This window comes from Acinetobacter sp. AOR12_HL (assembly GCF_027855275.1).
Lineage (GTDB): Bacteria > Pseudomonadota > Gammaproteobacteria > Pseudomonadales > Moraxellaceae > Acinetobacter > Acinetobacter baumannii.
Genome location: NZ_JAKTIJ010000025.1, coordinates 83,501 through 103,626, shown reverse-complemented (window position 1 = coordinate 103,626; position 20,126 = coordinate 83,501). Strand labels below are relative to the sequence as shown.

General features: G+C 40.9%; 15 protein-coding genes and 1 pseudogene. 7 read left to right on the top strand and 9 right to left on the bottom strand.

Annotated elements, in window-relative coordinates:
- Positions 1 to 76 precede the first annotated feature (76 nt).
- Positions 77 to 1,221 (top strand): IS3 family transposase gene (locus MKL36_RS13110; protein ID WP_085944219.1). Its coding sequence is split into 2 segments (ribosomal slippage): positions 77 to 341 and positions 341 to 1,221, totalling 1,146 coding nucleotides; the frame shifts between segments, so codons are not numbered across the junction.
- Between the two features lie 57 nt (positions 1,222 to 1,278).
- Here the strand turns inward: MKL36_RS13110 and MKL36_RS13105 are convergent.
- A pseudogene (locus MKL36_RS13105) lies at positions 1,279 to 1,563 on the bottom strand (LysR family transcriptional regulator); the annotation flags it as partial.
- Positions 1,564 to 1,767: 204 nt separating this feature from the next.
- Between MKL36_RS13105 and MKL36_RS13100 the strand changes: the two are divergent.
- A complete protein-coding gene (locus MKL36_RS13100) occupies positions 1,768 to 5,250 on the top strand; it encodes an indolepyruvate ferredoxin oxidoreductase family protein (RefSeq protein WP_021510330.1) in 3,483 nt (1,160 codons plus the stop codon).
- Between the two features lie 60 nt (positions 5,251 to 5,310).
- On the opposite strand, the gene MKL36_RS13095 is transcribed toward MKL36_RS13100, so the two are convergent.
- Together MKL36_RS13095 and MKL36_RS13090 are read right to left on the bottom strand one after the other, a co-directional pair.
- The gene (locus tag MKL36_RS13095; protein ID WP_021510329.1) at positions 5,311 to 6,114 is read right to left on the bottom strand and encodes a thioesterase family protein; all 804 of its coding nucleotides are present in this window, start codon (positions 6,112 to 6,114) and stop codon (positions 5,311 to 5,313) included.
- Between the two features lie 196 nt (positions 6,115 to 6,310).
- Positions 6,311 to 8,113 (bottom strand): acyl-CoA dehydrogenase C-terminal domain-containing protein, encoded by a 1,803-nt coding sequence (locus tag MKL36_RS13090; protein ID WP_021510328.1) that lies wholly within the window; start codon positions 8,111 to 8,113, stop codon positions 6,311 to 6,313.
- Positions 8,114 to 8,418: 305 nt separating this feature from the next.
- On the opposite strand from MKL36_RS13090, the gene MKL36_RS13085 reads away from it, so the two are divergent.
- Positions 8,419 to 8,868: a PaaI family thioesterase gene (locus tag MKL36_RS13085; RefSeq protein ID WP_001984007.1), complete on the top strand. Its 450-nt coding sequence runs from the start codon at positions 8,419 to 8,421 to the stop codon at positions 8,866 to 8,868.
- Between the two features lie 20 nt (positions 8,869 to 8,888).
- Here MKL36_RS13085 and MKL36_RS13080 read toward each other — a convergent pair whose 3' ends face one another.
- Genes MKL36_RS13080 through MKL36_RS13055 form a run of 6 tightly spaced genes read right to left on the bottom strand, consistent with a single transcriptional unit; the run spans position 8,889 to position 15,343 of the window.
- Positions 8,889 to 10,106 (bottom strand): MFS transporter, encoded by a 1,218-nt coding sequence (locus MKL36_RS13080; RefSeq protein WP_021510327.1) that lies wholly within the window; start codon positions 10,104 to 10,106, stop codon positions 8,889 to 8,891.
- Between the two features lie 18 nt (positions 10,107 to 10,124).
- Positions 10,125 to 11,441: an outer membrane trimeric porin-like protein DcaP gene (dcaP, locus tag MKL36_RS13075; protein ID WP_021510326.1), complete on the bottom strand. Its 1,317-nt coding sequence runs from the start codon at positions 11,439 to 11,441 to the stop codon at positions 10,125 to 10,127.
- Positions 11,442 to 11,477: 36 nt separating this feature from the next.
- A complete protein-coding gene (locus tag MKL36_RS13070) occupies positions 11,478 to 12,131 on the bottom strand; it encodes a 3-oxoacid CoA-transferase subunit B (RefSeq protein ID WP_021510325.1) in 654 nt (217 codons plus the stop codon).
- Positions 12,131 to 12,799 carry a 3-oxoacid CoA-transferase subunit A gene (locus MKL36_RS13065; protein WP_000608703.1) on the bottom strand — a complete coding sequence of 223 codons (669 nt, stop codon included), beginning with the start codon at positions 12,797 to 12,799 and terminating at the stop codon, positions 12,131 to 12,133. The genes MKL36_RS13070 and MKL36_RS13065 overlap by 1 nt, the downstream gene beginning before the upstream one ends.
- A gap of 47 nt (positions 12,800 to 12,846) precedes the next feature.
- On the bottom strand, positions 12,847 to 14,130 hold the full coding sequence (locus MKL36_RS13060) for an MFS transporter (RefSeq protein WP_002041103.1): 1,284 nt from the start codon (positions 14,128 to 14,130) through the stop codon (positions 12,847 to 12,849).
- A gap of 58 nt (positions 14,131 to 14,188) precedes the next feature.
- The gene (locus MKL36_RS13055) at positions 14,189 to 15,343 is read right to left on the bottom strand and encodes an acyl-CoA dehydrogenase family protein (protein WP_000617392.1); all 1,155 of its coding nucleotides are present in this window, start codon (positions 15,341 to 15,343) and stop codon (positions 14,189 to 14,191) included.
- Between the two features lie 311 nt (positions 15,344 to 15,654).
- Here MKL36_RS13055 and MKL36_RS13050 point away from each other — a divergent pair, with 311 nt between their 5' ends.
- The 4 genes from MKL36_RS13050 to MKL36_RS13035 all read left to right on the top strand — a co-directional run bounded on the left by MKL36_RS13050 (position 15,655) and on the right by MKL36_RS13035 (position 20,039).
- Positions 15,655 to 16,443, top strand: coding sequence for an enoyl-CoA hydratase (locus tag MKL36_RS13050; protein WP_021510323.1), 789 nt, complete (start codon positions 15,655 to 15,657; stop codon positions 16,441 to 16,443).
- 29 nt (positions 16,444 to 16,472) lie between these two features.
- A complete protein-coding gene (locus MKL36_RS13045) occupies positions 16,473 to 17,234 on the top strand; it encodes an SDR family oxidoreductase (protein WP_021510322.1) in 762 nt (253 codons plus the stop codon).
- 61 nt (positions 17,235 to 17,295) lie between these two features.
- Complete coding sequence (locus MKL36_RS13040; protein WP_021510321.1) at positions 17,296 to 18,819, top strand: 3-hydroxyacyl-CoA dehydrogenase; 1,524 nt, start codon at positions 17,296 to 17,298, stop codon at positions 18,817 to 18,819.
- A gap of 14 nt (positions 18,820 to 18,833) precedes the next feature.
- On the top strand, positions 18,834 to 20,039 hold the full coding sequence (locus MKL36_RS13035) for a 3-oxoadipyl-CoA thiolase (protein ID WP_021510320.1): 1,206 nt from the start codon (positions 18,834 to 18,836) through the stop codon (positions 20,037 to 20,039).
- Positions 20,040 to 20,126 lie beyond the last annotated feature (87 nt).

Below are 20,126 nucleotides of genomic sequence, written 5' to 3'. Positions count from 1 at the left end.
AGAGGTGGATCAGGAAATTTGAACAACACTTATAAGTGATATTTTGCTCCCCAAATGATGTTATAAACATCAATATATGGAGTATTTTATGGCACGTAGACCAAGAAGAAATCATTCAAATGATTTTAAAGCTAAGGTAGCACTTGCTGCGATTAAAGCAGAAAAAACACTTGCTGAATTGAGTGCTGAATTTGATGTTCATCAAAACCAAATTATCGACTGGAAAAATCAACTGATTTCAGCTTCCTCGCAAGCTTTCGATCAATCAAAAGCTCCAACAGAACCACCCATCGATCTAAAAAAACTACATGCAAAAATCGGTGAGCAGGCATTAGAAATTGATTTTTTAGAAGGTGTGTTGAAGAAACTGGGCCGCTTCAACCACAAAAGTTAATCGATGACTCACTTCAGATTTCAGTATCTAAGCAAGCTCAGCTGCTGAAAGTCTCCCGTGGTTGTTATTACTATCGCCCAAAACCTGTGAGTGCATCAGATCTGAAGCTGATGCGGTGTATGGATGAGTTACATATGCAATACCCTTTTGCAGGTAGCCGTATGATGCGTGATTTGTTGAATCGTCAAGGACATCATATAGGACGACGTCATACACGTACTTTAATGAAGAAAATGGGCATTAATGCGTTATATTGCAAACCAAATTTAAGCCAGGCTAATCAAGCTCACCGCAAATATCCATATCTGCTCAAAGGATTGGCTATTCAGCGCAGTAATCAAGTGTGGTCTACGGATATAACGTATATCCCTATGGCAAAAGGCTTTGTTTATTTATGTGCTGTGATTGATTGGCATAGCCGCAAGGTACTTGCGCATAGAGTATCGATTAGTATGGAGGTTACATTTTGCATAGAAACATTAAATGAAGCTATTGAAAAATATGGTCGACCTGAAATATTTAATACAGACCAAGGCAGTCAGTTTACCAGTGATGCATTTATTGATGTATTGAAATCAAATGACATCCAAATCAGCATGGATGGTAAAGGTCGATGGGTTGATAATGTGATGGTTGAACGATTATGGCGGAGCGTTAAATATGAAGAGGTGTATCTCAAAGCCTACAGCAATGTTTTGGATGCGAAGAAGCAATTAAACGCATATTTTGAATTTTATAATTTGAAACGACCTCATTCGAGTCTGGACAAAATGACTCCAGATGAGTTTTACTATGACCAGCTACCACAACAAAATAAGGTAGCTTAACTAGAGCAGAGTATCACTTATAAATAAGCTTTTAGTTGTTCAAACATGTGGGACCACCTCTGATGCCGTTCCGGTGACTTCTGCCTCTGCTTCATCCACCATTGAAATAACTTGCCGACAACGCTCTGCATAAGTTGCACCAATATCAGTCAGTGCCTGCTGGCGCGTTGAGCGTTGTATTAATTTTGTACCTAAGCGTGTTTCTAGCTCGCTGATAAGACGTGAAACCTGTGCTGTGGTCAGATCCATCTGCTCAGCTGCTGCTGTGAAACTCCCGCTATCAATCACTTTCAGGAATGCATGCATTGCATGCAAAAGTCCACCATCGAGATTTTTGCGCATAACGTAAATATCTTTTCCTAAATTACGGATTGTTGCACCAGTTTAGATCAACCACAATGACTAAATGTACATACATTGGCACTAATTCTTTTTTAAGAAGAGGAACCGATCTTTTTTATTTCGTATGTCACTTGCTCCAAATATTCAACTGGATGTTGAAAAAAGAAAGTAGTCCGAGCTACTAAAAATTCTAAGGAGATATAAATGAATATAGCTACAAAAGTCACTCCAAATATTATTGCAACAAAGGATGTGTCACTTGAAGATAAATATGTAAGTGATAACGGTACAGCATTTATGACCGGCATTCAGGCACTTGTTCGCTTGCCTCTTGCCCAAACTCGCCGTGACGCGATCAATGGTTATCATACTGCTGGTTTTATTTCTGGTTATCGTGGTTCCCCTATTGGTAACTATGATAATTTCCTTTGGCAAGTTGAAGGATTACTTAAATCCCATAATGTCGTATTTCAACCTGGTGTAAACGAAGACTTGGCTGCTACCGCAATCTGGGGTACACAACAAGCAAATCTTTCAGGTCAAGGCAAATATGATGGAGTGTCTTCATGGTGGTATGGTAAAGGCCCGGGTGTTGACCGTTCAGGCGATGTACTCCGCCATGCTAACTTAGCTGGTACCTCTGAACGTGGTGGTGTCGTTGCTTTATTCGGTGATGACCACTCATGTAAATCTTCTACAGTTCCCCACCAGTCTGAACATGTCATGATTGGTTGCGGTATTCCAATTTTCTACCCAACATCCGTTCAACAAATTTTAGACTTTGGTGTTCACGCCATTGCAGTTTCACGTTTTTCTGGTCTTTGGACTTCAATGAAGCTAGTCAGTGAAATTGTAGAAACTTCCGCTTCAGTTCATGTCGACTTAGACCGTGTCACTCCTGTTATACCAGAAGATGTTAATTTCCCAGAGGGTGGCGTCAATATTCGTTGGCCAGATCATGGCATCCAACAAGAAGAACGTCTTTATAAATATCGCTTACCAGCTGTTTTGGCCTATGCCCGTGCGAATAAAATCAATACCGTAACATGGCCTTGTGAAAATGCCCGTATTGGTATTGCTGCAAGTGGTAAAGGTTATTTAGATACCGTTGAAGCCCTACGTATTTTAGGAATTGAAGATGAAACAGCCCAACAGCTTGGGCTACGTGTTTATCAAGTTGGTCTAATCTGGCCTTTAGAACCACAAGGTATTCGTGAATTTGCCAAAGGTTTAGAAGAGTTGATCGTTATTGAAGAAAAACGTCCAATTCTTGAAACACAAATTAAAGATGAGCTTTACTCACTTCCTGATGACCAACGTCCTCGTGTCATTGGTAAAGCAACTGACGGTAAAGGTGAATGGAGTACCTCTATTGAAGAAGCACCGCTCATTGGTCACTATGAGTACCAGCCTGAACCGATTGCAAAAATGCTGGCTGCTCGCTTCTTAAAACTAGATATTCCAGAAAGCTTAAAAGTACAAATTCAAAGCAGAATCGACTTACTGTTAAAAGCAGAGCAAGAATCAAAACGTGTTATTGATCTTGCAGAACGTAAACCTTATTTCTGTAGTGGTTGCCCACATAACTCATCAACAGTCGTTCCTGAAGGTAGCCGTGCATTAGGTGGTATTGGTTGCCACTATATTGCCGTTTCGCTTGACCGTGGTACGGAAACATTCTCTCAAATGGGTGGTGAAGGTGTAAGCTGGGTCGGTGCATCGCCTTTTACCAATGAAAAACACATTTTTGCTAACCTTGGTGATGGGACTTACTTCCACTCAGGTTACTTGGCAATTCGTCAATCTATCGCTGCAAAAACCAATATCACCTATAAAATCCTCTACAACGATGCAGTCGCTATGACAGGCGGTCAGCATGTAGATGGTCATTTGAGTGTTGCACAATTAACTCGTCAGCTCGATGCCGAAGGTATTAAAAAACAAGTCATTGTGACTGATGAAATCAAACTGTTAAATGAAGAAGATGGTATTGCACCAGGTGTAGAAATTCGCCACCGTAATGAACTTGACGCAGTTCAACGTGAGCTGCGTGAAATTTCAGGTGTAACTGCTTTAATTTATGTACAAACCTGTGCCAGTGAAAAACGCCGTCGTCGTAAACGTGATGCTTACCCTGACCCAGCTGAACGTTTATTCATTAATACTGATATTTGCGAAGGCTGTGGTGACTGTTCTAAAAAATCAAACTGTTTATCTATTGAGCCAGTAGAAACAGCTTTAGGTACTAAACGTCAAATTAACCAAAGTAGCTGTAATAAGGACTTCACTTGTGCTGAAGGGTTCTGCCCAAGCTTTGTGACTGTTCATACACGTGATATGAAACGTCCTGCTAAATTTGAAGGTATTAGCGCAGGATGGCCAACATCCCCAATTATTTCTCAGTTATATGACGTTCCAAGTCGTATTATGGTTGGTGGTATTGGTGGTACGGGTGTTGTGACTATTGGTGCACTTCTTGGTATGGCAGCTCACCTAGAAGGCAAAGCAACACGTGTTATGGATATGGCAGGTCTTGCGCAAAAAGGTGGTACGGTTTATTCATACGTACAACTTGCAGCAAGTGATGAGCAAATTTCTTCGACCAAAATTCCAGCAGGTCAATGTGAATTACTCATTGGTGCAGATGCGGTAGTTGCTGGTAGTGGTGCAGCCCTCTCTCGCTTAAAAGAAGATGCCTTAGTGATTGTGAATGAAGACAGCACTCCTACTTCTGAGTTTATTAAATCTCGTGACTGGTATGCGCCTATTACCGATTTAATTGATCGTCTTCGTGGTCGTGTTCGTCAAGGTCAACTGGTTTCTCTACCAGCGGCTCGCATTGCCACACTACTCTTAGGTGATTCAATTTATACCAACCAGTTATTACTCGGTATGGCATGGCAATCTGGTCGCATTCCGCTATTACGTGAAAGCATTGAAAAAGCAATTCGCCTAAATGGTACGGCTGTTGAAAAGAACATCGAAGCTTTCCGAGTGGGTTGTCATCTTGCAAGTGACCCGACTTTAGCTGCTCGTTTACTTGCAGCAATGCCAAAAACTAAAACTCCGCAAACTTTGGCTGAACTTGTTGAAGACCGTTCTGCTCGTCTAACAGACTACTGGAATGAAGCTTATGCAGCTAAATACCGCACACTTGTAGAATTGGCAGCTAAAAAGTTACCAGAAGAGTTAACAGGTACGATTGCAACTCAGCTTTATAGAGTTATGGCTTATAAGGATGAATATGAAGTTGCACGTCTACTAACAGGTAAAAGCTTCAAAGAATCGATCGAAACCCAATTCGGTAAAGGCTTACGTTTAACGTATCATCTTGCTCCGCCAGCGTTACTTGGTGGCCTGAAAAATGTCCGTAAACGTGCGTTTGGTTACTGGATGCGTTTCCCAATGATGATGCTTGCTCGCTTACAATGGCTTCGTGAAACTTTCCTTGACCCATTTGCACGTCAAGAAGAACGTCAACACGAACAAGCTTGGCGTGACCGTTACATCGCATTTGTTGAAGCACTTGTTGAAGCACCAGACAATCATAACTTGGCAGTTGCTGAACAAATTGCAAAACTACCAGCGGAAGTCCGCGGTTATGGGCATGTCAAAATGAAAGCAATGGACGCTGCAAAACAACGTTGGGATGAACTTACCCCAACACTGCTAAAAGTCCGTAACTAAAAATTAAATCTCAAAATAAAAAAGTCATCCTGAGGGATGACTTTTTATTGGCTCAAAAATTTATTTAGTCATTTTACGTAAAGTCAAAATCTGCTCGCTTCGTCCAAATGGACCATATACATCATGTAAAACTGCACTGGTTAAACCAATGCCATCCGAACCATATTGCTGAACGGTTTCCAAACCTAGCCATTTCCCTTGCGGATAACGGTGCATGTGGATTTGTAAATCAAGATTTGGAAAGCCCCAAGTAAATTCGCCTTCTTGTCTTGGGACAATGCCGTTTGCCGCATCTACCATGCCAATTAAATGCGCAAAATCTGTGGTCGGCTGCCCTTCAACCATTTCTTTGTCATTGTTTAGCCAAACAATGCCTTTGCCCGCGCGATGCTGATCATTAGTTTTAGTGACTAATGTCTGGATAAAACCACCCGGCCATCTTTTCATGCCCGACCATTCAGTAAAGGTATCGGGATGATAAATTGGTTGATCTTCAAGCCCCGCAATCTCGGAACTGTCTTGAGTGCACATGCGCCATGCTCTAGCCACAATACAAGTTTTACCTTGTGCTTGTAGTTCTGCTTCAATCAATTCAATCGTTTTACCGGCACGAATCACATGGGTCTTAATCGTAAATTCACCAAAAGCGATCAAACCAAAAATATCAAAACTAATTCGGCCAATTCGCATATCTTGTCGCGGTGAAAACTGTTCTAACTCTACTGCGATGACACCACTTGCAGGCGCCATATGCTGTTCATGAGGGTTCCAAGCACCTTGTGCATGAACAGTTGAGCAATAATGAGCAATCACTTCACCTTGAGGACCAATTGTTCTATTCAGTAATTGATAATAAGCATTCATGATTTTCTTTCCTTAGTCCTTATACAACTTCAATATTTGATGAAAATTCACGTTTTAATGCTTATGTTAACCCTCTATTTCATTGACTCAACTGGTTTTTCCTACCAAAAACTGATGAGTCTAAAATTACAAATTTAATCACTAGGTAAAATTTCGCATGTCAATTTCACCCAGTGATTCTAGAACTTACCATTCACTAAAATGCAAAAGCATCTTGATCGAGCTCCATCACAGATTCAGCTCCAGACTCAATAGAAGCGGCATGGCTCTGTGTACGATGTAAAAGTTTTTGATAGAAAAACTTAGCTGTCGTTAATTTTGCTTTATAAAAATCTTCCTCTTGTGTACCCGATTCTAATTTTTCATGGGCAACGTGTGCCATTCGAGCCCACAAATACGCGAACACGACGTAACTGGAAAAATAAAGATAATCTACTGAAGCGGCTCCTATTTCTTCAGGGTTGTGCCTGGCTTTCTCTGCAATCGATTTGGTCAGTGACAGCCATTGCTGCTTAAGCTCAGCTAATTTTTCTAGATAAGGTTTCAGCACTTCATTGGATTGGTGCTGGCTAATAAACTGATCAATTAAATCAGTCATGTTCTTTAAAAGTTTGCCTTCCGACTTGAGGACTTTACGTGCCAGCAGATCTAGAGACTGGATTTCGGTCGTTCCCTCATACAATGTCGAGATACGTGCATCACGTACAATTTGCTCCATACCATGCTCAACAATAAAGCCGTGGCCGCCAAATACTTGAACGCCATGCTTTGCAGACTCATTACCCGACTCTGTTAAAAAGGCCTTAGCAATTGGCGTTAAAAAAGCCAGTAATTCGTCGGAGTGTTTTTGCTGTTCCTGATCGTTTGAGCTTTCGACAATATCGACATGCTGAGCCAGAAAATAAGCCAGCGCACGACCACCTTCGGAAAAAGCTTTTTGTGTCATTAACATTGAACGTACAGCGGGATGCACAATAATTGGATCGGCATTTTTGGCAGGATATTTAGGACCGGATAACGAACGCATAGCAAGGCGCTCTTTGGCATAACTTAATGCGCCTTGAAATGAAATTTCAGAGGCAGCAAGCCCTTGTACTGCCGTTCCAATACGTGCGGTATTCATAAAGGTAAACATACAATTGAGCCCGCGATTTTCCGGACCAATCAAATAACCTTTGGCACCATCAAAATTAAGTACGCAGGTGGCATTGCCATGAATCCCCATTTTATGTTCAATCGCGCTACAGACGACTTTATTACGGTCCAGCACCTGACCATCATCACTCACATTAAATTTAGGCACAATAAATAAAGAAATACCTTTGGTCCCTGCAGGTGCTTGAGGTAAACGGGCTAAAACAATATGAATAATATTTTCAGAAAGATCATGTTCTCCTGCTGAAATAAAAATCTTTTCGCCTGTAATGGAGTAACTACCGTCCGAATTTGGTTCTGCTTTTGTTCTAATTAATCCAAGGTCCGAACCCGCATGTGATTCGGTTAAACACATCGTTCCAGTCCAGACGCCACTAATGAGCTTAGTTAAAAACTTTTGCTTTTGTTGCTCAGTGCCATGATGCTCAATCGTTCTCATTGCCCCATGAGACAAGCCCGGATACATTGCCCAAGCCCAATTAGAACCACATAACATTTCAGAAATCGCGATCCGCAGCAATGTCGGTAAGCCTTGCCCACCATATTCCGGATCGGCGGTTAATGAAGTAAACCCAAGCTCGGCATATTTTTGGTAGGCTTCTTTAAAACCTTTCGGCGTTGTGACTACGCCTTGATTTAAATGACAGCTTTCCTGATCACCATTTTGGTTAATCGGTGCCAACTCATTTTCACAAAAATCTGCTGCTGCCTCTAAATATTGATCAATTAATTCTCGATTTACGCTTTCCTGATATTTTCTTAAACCTTGATAGTTTTGTTCTGTTTGAAGCATTTCATGCAGTACAAATTGCATATCACGTAATGGAGCTTTGTATAAAGGCATAGTTTTTTCCTTTCACTTCACTGCCTATGTCATGGGCAGATATCGTTTTTCCTTAAAATGGACTTTTTATTGTTTCAATCTCACCAAAATATCAAAAAATTTCTTATAGCAAAATATATTTTCACTAGTTTAATAAAATTATTCTAACTTAGCCATAGAGATAAAATATAAATATATGTTTTTAAATAAAAATATAAGATAAAAATTAATTAGTCTTGTTTAACTAGAATAAATTTTTATTTTGTATTGCAAAATTTTATTCCGTAAAAAATCAATTTATAGTATGGTGATTAGATTGCTTAATCATGCAAGGACGATTTATGGAAAGCCCGAAATACACAGGTCTTGAGTTTTTAACCGCTTTAAAAAATGGTGAAGTTTCTCCATCACCTATGGCTCACACCATACCGATGGAACTCGTTGAAGTTTCCGAAGGTAAAGCAACTTATAAAGTTACTCCTCGCAAAGAACATAGAAATATTCAAGGCGGTGTACACGGCGGCTTTTGTGCCACAGCTTTAGATACGGCGACAGGCAGTGCGGCCCATACATTACTTGAACATGGCGTTGGCTATGGAACCATTGATTTAAATGTAAAAATGATCCGCCCCATGCAGGTTGATACGTCTTATTATGCGACGGCCGAGTTGATTAATGCGGGCCGCAATATTATTAGTACCCAAGGTAAAATCGTAGATGAAAACGGCAAAGTGTATGCTTTTGCTTCGGCAACCTTAATGATTATTCGCAAATAATAAAATATCTAAGCTCCTGTTTATGGAGCTTTTTCTTGCTTTGCTATCTTGTTCATTTCATAAAAATCAAAGCGATCAATCACGAAACTTAATATTGCCAACCCTAGCCCTAAGGCTGCACATGCTTCCCATCCCCAATGTTTCCAAGCATACACCGCAATAAAAGAACCTAAGGCGGCTCCGCCAAAATATAAGGTCATATAAATTGAATTAATACGGGAACGTGCCTCGGCCGAAATTCGATAGACCAAATTTTGGTTAAGCACATGAAATGCTGACAAACCGAAGTACGCCATAATCACACCAACAGCGTAGGCAACCAGAGACTGCTGCGCAAAAAATAGGGGTATCCATGCACTCATTAATAATCCCATGCAAATCACTGCAATTTTATTTTCAAGACCTGCTGCAATTTTCTTACCTGCCCAAGGAGTCGCAAATACACCGGCCAAGCCCACTATTCCAAATAAACCAATCTGGAAATCGTTAAAGTGATAAGGCTCATTCGCCAAAATAAAAGTCATGGTGGTAAAAATAAGAGCCAAAATACCAAAGCCAATTCCCCCTGCCAAACCACGGCGTAGTAAATGAGGCTGATGAACGGCTAATGAAAATAGTGAACCATAGATCTGTAGAATATTGAGTTGGTGAGACTTATGCGCAACTGGTAACTTTACCCACATTACCCAAGCAAACACCAAAATGACAATTCCGCTAATTAAATAAACCGCATGCCAAGACCAGACTGTAGAAAGTAAGCCTGCAATAGAGCGTGCCAATAATATTCCCAAGAACAAACCACTCATGAGAGTGCCTACAACTTGAGGGCTTTTTTTCGGGCTGGCTAAACCTGCGGCAAAAGGAACCAAAACTTGAGTCGCAATTGAAAAGAATGTGGCTAAAAAAGTAAAGCCATATAAAGCTGGCAAGGTTTGACTTAAGGATAACCCTACTTGTGCAAGCCCTGTACAGCACATGAGCAAACAAATATAACTACGCTTTTCAAAAAAGTCGCCTAAGGGAACCAATATAAAAAGGCCAACTGCATATGACAGTTGGCTAATCACAATAGTTAAAGCGACTTGGTCGGCATTAGCTTTTAATGCTTCAGCAATCGAATAGATTAAGGGCTGGTTATAATAGTTTGAACCCGCACAAATTCCACATGTCATTGCCATGATAAAAATAAAGCTTTTTGACAGTATATTTTCTGCATTGGGCTCAACTATTTTTTCCATTTTTAACTACGCCCTATTTTAAAATTTATACATCGAAACAAAGTTTACACGTGATACATCAGCGGTTCTGCCATCAAACACTTCTCGTTTGCCTTGATGATATTCCATACCAATATCCATTTGCTCAATTGGTGAATAAAAGACGTTAGCTGCGTAGTCCGTTAAACGTTTATTAGCATCTGGGTTGAGTTTGGCATATGCCGTGTCGTCATCATAATCAAACATTGAAGCCGATAAGTTTGCACGCCATTGCTCATTAAATTTATATGAATAACCAATATTGATGCTATTCAACTTATTCATAACCAAATCTGTTTTGTCTTCGTTTAATGAGAAATCACCCGCGGCATTTAAACTTGTTGAATTTGCCAACCCACTTTGGGTGGTATACGGCATAAATTTTTGATCACCGACAATATATTGATAATTTGCTTGTACCGATTGTTGTGGCGTGAGTTGATATTTTAAGCCGCCTCCAGCACCCCAGCTTACTTTCTTCACTGTGGCAGTTGCGACATCTGTAGACTTTTCATTAATAAAGCCTTGTGCAAGTGCCGTTAAAGGCCCTTGTTTAAAGGTGTAGCGCCCCGTTAAAGTTGGAAATGCCGAGACTCTCGAACCTGTATATTCCAAAGCTACTTTTAAATCATTATTGGCATCAATTTTCCAGTCATAACGAATTTGAGGAGTACGCGTATAGGAAGTTCCCACAAATTGGGTGTAATCGACCGCTTCTGTACGGGTTTCCATGTTAGACATGAGTGACCATGTTTGACCAAAGGTCCAGTCTTTATAGGTAAAAAATGCATGGCGGATACGGAATTTACCATCTCCCGTTCCCATGTTAGAGCTATCAAAGAAATCGGCTTCAATATTTCCTGTAACTGCTTTATTTGGGCTATTAAAATAAACACCTAATCGGCTTGCATTAATCATGGCATCGGAACGTGCATGATTTGAACGTTTTTCACTTTCAAAAGGTGTTCGGTACAGACTGCTGGTTGTTCTACCACCCGAATCAGGCGATGATTTAAAATCGACCGCTGCATCAACACGGGCAATACCGTAAACCTTCACATTATCTGTCCAAGTCACCCACGAAGGAGCAACAGGCTTCTCTGTTACAGTGGCTTTAGTTTTTTCAATGTTTTCTTCGATCTTTACCTGTTTGACCTGTAAATTATTTTGAGTTTGTTTCTGAGCAGCAAGTTCTGCTTTTAATTTTTGCAGCTCGGTTTCTAGCAAATTAATTCTTTGTTCTGTGGTATCTGAAGAATTTGCAAAAATAGTCCCTGAAGCCGCAGCGCAAGCTGCAGCTAATATTAATTTTTTCATCTTTTAATCCTTAAAGAAGCGTTTTTCCGTGTGTATTTAGGCTACACGTGCATCGATTAGTTCACAGTCTGTGACTGCCTGTAGCTCATCAAAAGTTAAGCCTTCCACCATTTCTGTGACATAAGCTTTTTGGTCTTTGAGTTCAATAATGCATAAATCGGTATAAATACGATCTACACACTGCTCACCCGTCATTGGATAGCTCAGCTCTTTTACAATTTTGGACTCACCTTTTTTAGTGACATGTTCCATATAGACATAAATCGTTTTTGCGCCGACCGCCAAGTCCATAGCACCGCCGACTGCCGGCACATCATCTGCCTTACCGGTATGCCAATTTGCCAAGTCTCCATTTACCGCAACTTGGAATGCACCAATCACACAAATATCCAGATGACCGCCACGCATAATGTCAAATGAGTCGCCATGATGCATAAAGCATCCGCCGTCTAACAAAGTAACAAGTTCTTTTCCGGCATTCACTAAGTCTTGATCTTCCTCACCCGGTTGTGGTGGTGGACCAAAAGCCAAAACCCCATTTTCCGAATGTAAAAAGATTTCTTTGTCTTTTGGCAAAAATTTAGCAACGTTGGTGGGTAAGCCAATGCCTAAATTGACATAAGAACCTTCCGGAATGTCATTGGCAATGAGTTTGGCAATATCTTCACGAGAACGCTTTTGAACTGACATTAGATATCTCCTACTTTTACAACGTGCTGAACAAAAATTCCCGGTGTAATAATGCACTCAGGGTCAAGCGTTCCTAGCTCTACGGTGTCATTCACTTGAACAATCGTGGTCTTGGCGGCTTTTGCCATAATTGGCCCAAAATTACGGGCTGCTTTACGGTAGGTTAAATTGCCCCAACGGTCGGCTTTATCGGCATAAATCAGTGCAAAATCAGCTTCAAGTGGGTATTCAAGCACATAGTTTTTACCGTTAATGGTTCGGGTCTCTTTACCCTCGGCAACTTTAGTGCCATAACCAGTCGGAGTAAAAATAGCCCCGAGACCAGCACCTGCGGCCTGAATACGACAAGCCAAATTACCTTGTGGAACTAGTTCTAACTCAATTTTTCCCGCTCTATATAAGTCTTGAAAAACGGTTGATCCAGCAGATTTCGGAAATGAACAAATCATTTTTTTAACACAACCGGCAATAATCAGATTTGTTAAACCACGATCACCAGAAGCTGCATTGTTATTTACAATGGTGAGTTCTTTTTTTCCTAAATCGATTAAGGCTTCAATTAATTCAGCAGGTTGCCCCGTCACACCAAACCCGCCTGTCATGATGGTTGCCCCATCAGGAATAGCTTTTAAAATCGGTTCAATGTCACTGGTGATTTTATTTATCATCTCACTTGTCCCTTTTCATCCTTAATTTAAGGTGACAGATTGATCTGTCACTCTGCCTTTTGCGGGTTAAATAATCGGTCTTTAATAAATAACAATGGAATTACACCGCAGATAAAATAAGCTGCAGCCATCACCAAGAGCCCTAAACCAATAGAACCGTTTTGCGATAGATAACCAATTGTTAATGGAGAGAAAATTGAAAGTACTTTGCCAATGTTATAAGCACCGCCCACTGCCGAGCCTCGAATAGAAGTCGGGAAGCTTTCTGTCATATAGGTGGCATTAATTGCGTAAGGCATACCGTAAAGGAAACCGAAGAACAGCATCATCCATAAAATGTTGGTTGGTGTATTTAAGTAGACAATGACCGGAATAAATAAGGCTGTACCAATGGTTCCGAAAGCAAATACAGCGCGGCGTCCTAATTTATCGGCAACAATACCTGCAATTACTTTGGCAAACATCATAATTAGGAATGTACCGACCATATACATCGCCATTTCTTTAAACTTGATGCCAAGGTCAGACTCTAAATAAGCAGGTAACCAGTTACTTACGCCGTAATAACCAAACTGCAATGCACCCGTACTAATAATCCAAAGAACAAACATGGTGCCATGTTTCTTATCTCTTAAAATCTCAAGATATGGATTTTGGCGTTTTTTAGGTTGGTTACTTTGAGCGACTTCTAGCGCTTTTAGTTGACGGGCTTTTTTCCATGACTCAGGTTCAGGCACACAAAAGTGCATCAAAACTGACAAAACCACAGGGGTAATTGCAATCCAGTATAGGAAACGCCAGCCATGTTCAGGAATAATATGACCTGCTAGTAATGTCGCTAATAAAGAACCTAGGGTATAACCTGTCATCAGCGTTGCTAAAACGGTAGAACGGTGTTTGGTTGGCACCATTTCAGACATAAGAATGTTACAGGCAATATATAATGCACCTAAGCCCATGGCGCCTATTGTTCTTAAAACTGCAAATTGCATATAAGAATGTGTAAAGCCGAGTGCGCAGGTTAATATCGAAGAAAAAGCAATAAAGAAAACAATAATGCGAACCCGACCAAAACGGTCGCAAGCCCAACCACCAATAAGACCACCCACGGCCGAACCAAATAGTGTCAAGCTTCCTAATGTTCCGGCTTGCACACCAGTTAAATGAAACTCTGCTTTAAGACTAGTGAGGCTTAATGCCAAAAAACCTAAGTCGGCCCCGTCACATAAAAGTGTAAAAAAAGCGAATATAAAAGCTGTAATCCAAATCTTTTTTGGTGTTTGAATAGCTTCAGTGCTACTCATATTCTCTGTAACAGTCTTTGTTGTCATGTCCATATCCTCAGAAGGAACATGAGGCATCCCATGCCTCATGGCATTTGATTTTTTATTAGGCTGTAGCTTCCCTAATCATGTTTTTGGCAATAATAAGTTGTTGAACTTGCGTGGTTCCTTCATATAAACGGAACAAACGCACATCTCGATAAAAACGCTCAATCGCATATTCACTGATATAGCCCGCACCACCATGAATCTGTACACAGCGGTCAGCAACACGTCCGCACATTTCAGTCGCAAACATTTTTGCGCAAGATGCTTCTGTGCTAATGTTTTCGCCATTGTCACGGCGGCGAGCTGCATCTAGGACCATACATTTAGCTGCATAAATCTCGGCTTTTGAGTCGGCAAGCATGGCTTGAATAAGCTGGAAGTTTGCAATAGGTTGACCAAACTGTTTACGCTCAATCGCATAGTGCAGTGCGTCGTTTAACATGCGTTCGGCAACACCCACGCTATAGGCACCAATGTGCAAACGCCCTTTATCAAGCACTTTCATGGCCGTTTTAAAACCGACACCTTCTACCCCACCAATCAATGCAGAAGCAGGTACACGGCAATTTTCAAAAATCACATCACAGGTATGTGAACCCTTTTGCCCCATTTTTTGGTCAATTTTGCCTAACGTAATGCCCGGTGTATTGGCCTCGACTAAAAAGGCTGAAATGCCACCCGACCCTTTAATTTCAGGATTCGTCCGAGCCATTACAGTGAAAGTTGCAGCATGGGGTGCATTGGTAATAAAACGTTTGGTACCGTTTAATACATAAAAATCGCCGTCTTTTACAGCACTGGTTTTTAAAGAGGCAGCGTCAGAGCCAGATTCAGGCTCGGTTAAACAAAATGAACCAATAATTTCGCCACTTGCGTAACGTGGTAAATATTTCTGCTTTTGCTCTTCTGTGCCATCAATCAAAATTGCACTTGAGCCAATCCCGTTATTGGTGCCAATTAAAGAACGAAAAGCCGGTGAAGTTTGTCCAAGTTCAAATGCAACTCTGACTTCCTCTTCCATAGTGATGCCTAAGCCACCATATTCTTCGGGAATTGTAAGACCGAACAAACCAAGCTCACGCATTTGCTGCACAATGTCATCCGGAATTTTGTCTTTCTCTACCACTTCGTTTTCACGAGGGATCAATTCATTTTTTACAAAATCTCGAATTGTTGAAAGTAACTGCTCCAACATCCCTTCATCACGGATCATCTGTGATCTCCCTTTTTATGTATTTCCATCGTACCCATCAGCCATCTCCAGCTAATCTGGATACCATGTTTTAAATCTTGTTTACTGCGGATGTGTTTCATAGTACGAGAACAAAAATACAAATTTCAAGCTTTTTTGAAAATTAATTTCGTTTAACGAAATTTAAAATTAGACCACTACGTAATATCAATAACTTAGATCTTTTAAAAGATAACAACTACGCTCTTAAAAGAAATAAGACTTGAAATAAATTCCAAAATAAGCATCATAAAAGGAATATAGTTTTGATATGCGAAACAAGGAATTCAAAAATGAGTGTGTCAACAGGGAATAATTTCGTAGAAGTCGACTTTTCTATTCAAAAAATAGCGGTTGTTAAAATTAACCGCCCAGAAGCAAAAAATGCACTGAATACAGAGGTTCGCAAACAACTAGCACAAGCTTTTACCGAATTAAGTTTTAACGATGAGATCAATGCGGTTGTGCTCACAGGTGGTGAAGAAGTCTTTGCCGCAGGTGCAGATTTAAAAGAAATGGCAACAGCAACTTCAACAGAAATGTTATTGCGTCATACAGAACGTTATTGGAATGCGATTGCTCAATGCCCTAAGCCTGTGATTGCTGCTGTAAATGGTTATGCATTGGGTGGTGGCTGCGAACTTGCAATGCACGCTGACATTATTATTGCAGGTAAAGGCGCAACCTTTGGCCAACCGGAAATTAAAGTCGGGTTAATGCCAGGTGCTGGTGGTACACAACGTTTATTCCGTGCTGTCGGTAAATTCCATGCTATGCGCATGATTATGACGGGTGCCATGGTGAAAGCAGAAGAAGCTTATATCATTGGTCTTGTTTCACAAGTCACAGAAGATGACCAAACCATTCCAACAGCCATTCAAATGGCGCAAAGCCTAGCCAAAATGCCTCCTATTGCTCTGCAACAAATTAAAGAAGTTGCACTGATGAGCGAAGATGTTCCATTAAATGCAGGCTTAACGCTAGAACGAAAAGCATTCCAGTTACTGTTTTCTACCGAAGATAAAAATGAAGGCGTTCAAGCTTTTATCGAAAAGCGTAAGCCATCGTATCAAGGTAAATAATTTAAAACCATAATAACAAAGGAATGAAAATGGCCAGAAAAGTATTGATTAGTGCAGGTGGTTCAGGGATAGGACGATGCATTGCCGAGGCATTTTTAAACAATCAGGATGAAGTTTTTGTTTGTGATATCAATGCTAAAAGCTTAGAACAATTTCAACAAAATTATCCAAAGCTACACATATATACCTGTGATTTAGCCGACCATGAACAAATTAAACTCATGTTTAGTCAAGCCATTCATAAACTTGGCGGTATTGATATTTTAGTCAATAACACAGGCATCTCAGGCCCGACCGTTGCAGCAGATGAGCTAAGTTTTGAAGATTGGAACACGGTGATTAATTTAAACCTGAATAGCACTTTTTTGATTACCCAGTTAGCCATTCCCTATTTAAAGCAAGCACAGGCAGGCGTGATTATTAATATGTCGTCTATTGCAGGCCGCTTAGGCTATCCATACCGATTAGCCTACTCCACTTCAAAATGGGGACTGATCGGTTTTACCAAAACGCTTTCTATGGAACTCGGTGCAGACAATATTCGAGTTAACGCTATTCTTCCGGGGGCAGTCGATGGTGATCGGGTTCAGCGCGTATTACAAGCCCGTGCCGATGTAGCGCATACCTCACTTGAAGAAGTGACTCAAAATGCACTGAAAAATCAGTCGCTCAAATATTTTGTCAATCCAAAGCATATTGCAGATTTATGCCTATTTTTAGCGTCAGATAGTGGTCGCTCAATTTCAGGGCAAATCTTACCTATTGATGGTGATAAACAATGCTTAAGCTAAATCACCCAACCTTATTTTTCCGTTTAATTTCAAATATAGATTAATCATCAGGATGATCGACATGACTTATGATATTAAAAGCATGGCTGTGATTGGTGTAGGTGTCATGGGCAGTGGTATTGCTCAAATTGCTGCGCAGTCAGGTCATACCACTTATTTATATGATGCCAAAGCAGGCGCCGCAGAACAGGCCAAAGAAAAACTAGCTGCTACATTTCAAAAGTTAGTCGAAAAAAATAAGATTACGCCTGAGCAAGCAACAGCGGCAAATAACCATTTAATTGTTGCCCATCAAATTGAAGATTTAAAAAATTGTGACCTCATTGTAGAAGCAATTGTTGAACGTCTCGATATTAAACAAAGCTTGATGCAACAGCTTGAAGACATTGTTTCGGATACTACTATTTTAGCCTCAAACACTTCTTCTCTCTCTATTACAGCCATTGCGGCAAATTGCAAGAAGCCTGAGCGTGTTGTGGGTTATCACTTTTTTAACCCAGTTCCACTCATGAAAGTGGTTGAAGTCATTCGTGGTTTAAAAACAGATCCACTTATTATTGATGCTTTAAACGATCTGTCTCGTGCATTTGGTCATCGCCCTGTTGTAGCAAAGGACACCCCTGGATTTATTATTAACCATGCGGGCCGTGCTTATGGAACTGAAGCGCTCAAAATTTTAAACGAGAATGTCTGTGATATTAGTGAAATTGACCGAATTTTACGTGACGGCGTTGGTTTTAGAATGGGGCCATTTGAATTAATGGATTTAACTGGCCTTGATGTCTCGCATCCAGTTATGGAGTCGATTTATCACCAATACTATGAAGAAGCCCGCTACAAACCAAGCCCGCTGACCAAGCAAATGCTTGATGCCAAGCAACTTGGACGTAAGGTTAATCAAGGTTTTTATAACTATGAAACCGGTTCAAAAACAGGTGAACAACCAGCCAAATTGGTAGAGCGTTTAGCACAATATCCAAAAGTTTGGATCGCTGCCGATTTCTTGGACGATAAAAAACAACTCGAAGATTATTTAACTCAGCAAAATATTGCCCTAGACACCAATTCTGAACCGCAAACAGATAGCTTATGTTTACTTGCTTGTTATGGTGAAGATACAACTCAAGCAGCTACTCGCCTAGGAGTTAATCCAAAGCACACTGTTGCGATAGACATGCTTTATGGCATTGCAAAACATCGCACCTTAATGCCATCACTTGTTACCAAACCTGAATATCGTCAAGCAGCTCACTCTATTTTCAATTTAGATGGAAATATGGTCAGTATGATTAATGAAAGTATTGGCTTTGTTGCGCAGCGTGTTTTAGCCATGGTCATTAATTTAGGCTGCGATATTGCCCAGCAAAATATTGCCACAGTAGATGATATTAATGCGGCTGTACGTCTTGGCTTAGGCTATCCATTTGGACCAATTGAATGGGGCGATCAAGTCGTTAGCGAAAAAGTCTTACTTATTCTGAACCGTATAACAGCACTTACCCATGACCCGCGTTACCGCCCTAGCCCGTGGTTACAGCGTCGTGTCGCACTTCATTTACCTCTTACTTTTACTCACGAGTCTTGAAAAGGAATTTCTCAATGTTAAATGCATATATCTATGATGGTTTACGTAGTCCATTTGGCCGTCATGCGGGTGAACTTGCCTCAATTCGCCCTGATGATTTAGCAGCAACCGTTATTCAAAAATTACTTGAAAAAACTGGTGTACCAGGCGCGGATATTGAAGATGTGATTTTAGGCGATACCAACCAAGCGGGTGAAGATAGTCGTAATGTGGCACGAAATGCATTATTACTTGCGGGTTTGCCTGTTACTGTACCGGGCCAGACGGTAAACCGCCTATGTGCTAGTGGTTTAAGTGCCGTGATTGACTCAGCACGTGCTATTACTTGTGGTGAAGGCGAGCTCTATATTGCTGGTGGTGTAGAAAGTATGTCACGTGCACCCTTCGTGATGGGTAAAGCAGAAAGTGCTTATAGCCGTGATGCAAAAATTTATGACACCACGATTGGCTCTCGTTTTCCAAATAAAAAAATTATTGCGCAGTACGGCGGTCATTCAATGCCTGAAACGGGCGATAACGTTGCAGCCGAGTTTGGTATTAGCCGTGAACAAGCTGACTTATTTGCAGCCCAATCACAAGCCAAATATCAAAAAGCCAAAGAAGAAGGTTTCTTTGCCGATGAAATTACGCCAATTGAGGTTTTCCAAGGCAAAAAATTGCCACCTAAGCTCGTTTCAGAAGATGAACACCCTCGCCCAAGCTCAACTGTTGAAGCACTCACAAAGTTAAAACCACTTTTTGAAGGTGGCTTAGTTACTGCGGGTAATGCCTCAGGTATTAATGATGGCGCAGCTGCACTCTTGATTGGCTCAGAAGCAGCAGGACAAAAATATGGCCTAAAACCAATGGCAAAAATCTTGTCCGCTGCGGCAGCCGGTATTGAGCCACGCATTATGGGTGCAGGCCCAATCGAAGCCATTAAAAAAGCAGTTGCGCGTGCAGGCCTTACTTTAGACGACATGGATATTATTGAAATTAATGAAGCCTTTGCTTCACAGGTTTTATCTTGTTTAAAAGGCTTAAATGTTGATTTTAATGACCCACGTGTGAACCCAAATGGTGGTGCAATTGCAGTTGGTCATCCACTTGGTGCTTCAGGCGCTCGTCTTGCGTTAACAGTAGCCCGCGAGTTAATTCGCCGTAAGAAGAAATATGCCGTGGTGAGCCTATGTATTGGTGTAGGTCAAGGTCTTGCGATGGTGATTGAAAACGTTTCATAACCATTGAACCCAATATCCATTCATCACAACAGCGCAGTGATGAATGGATTTATTTTGCAGAGCGAAATATAATGGCAAAACTATTGC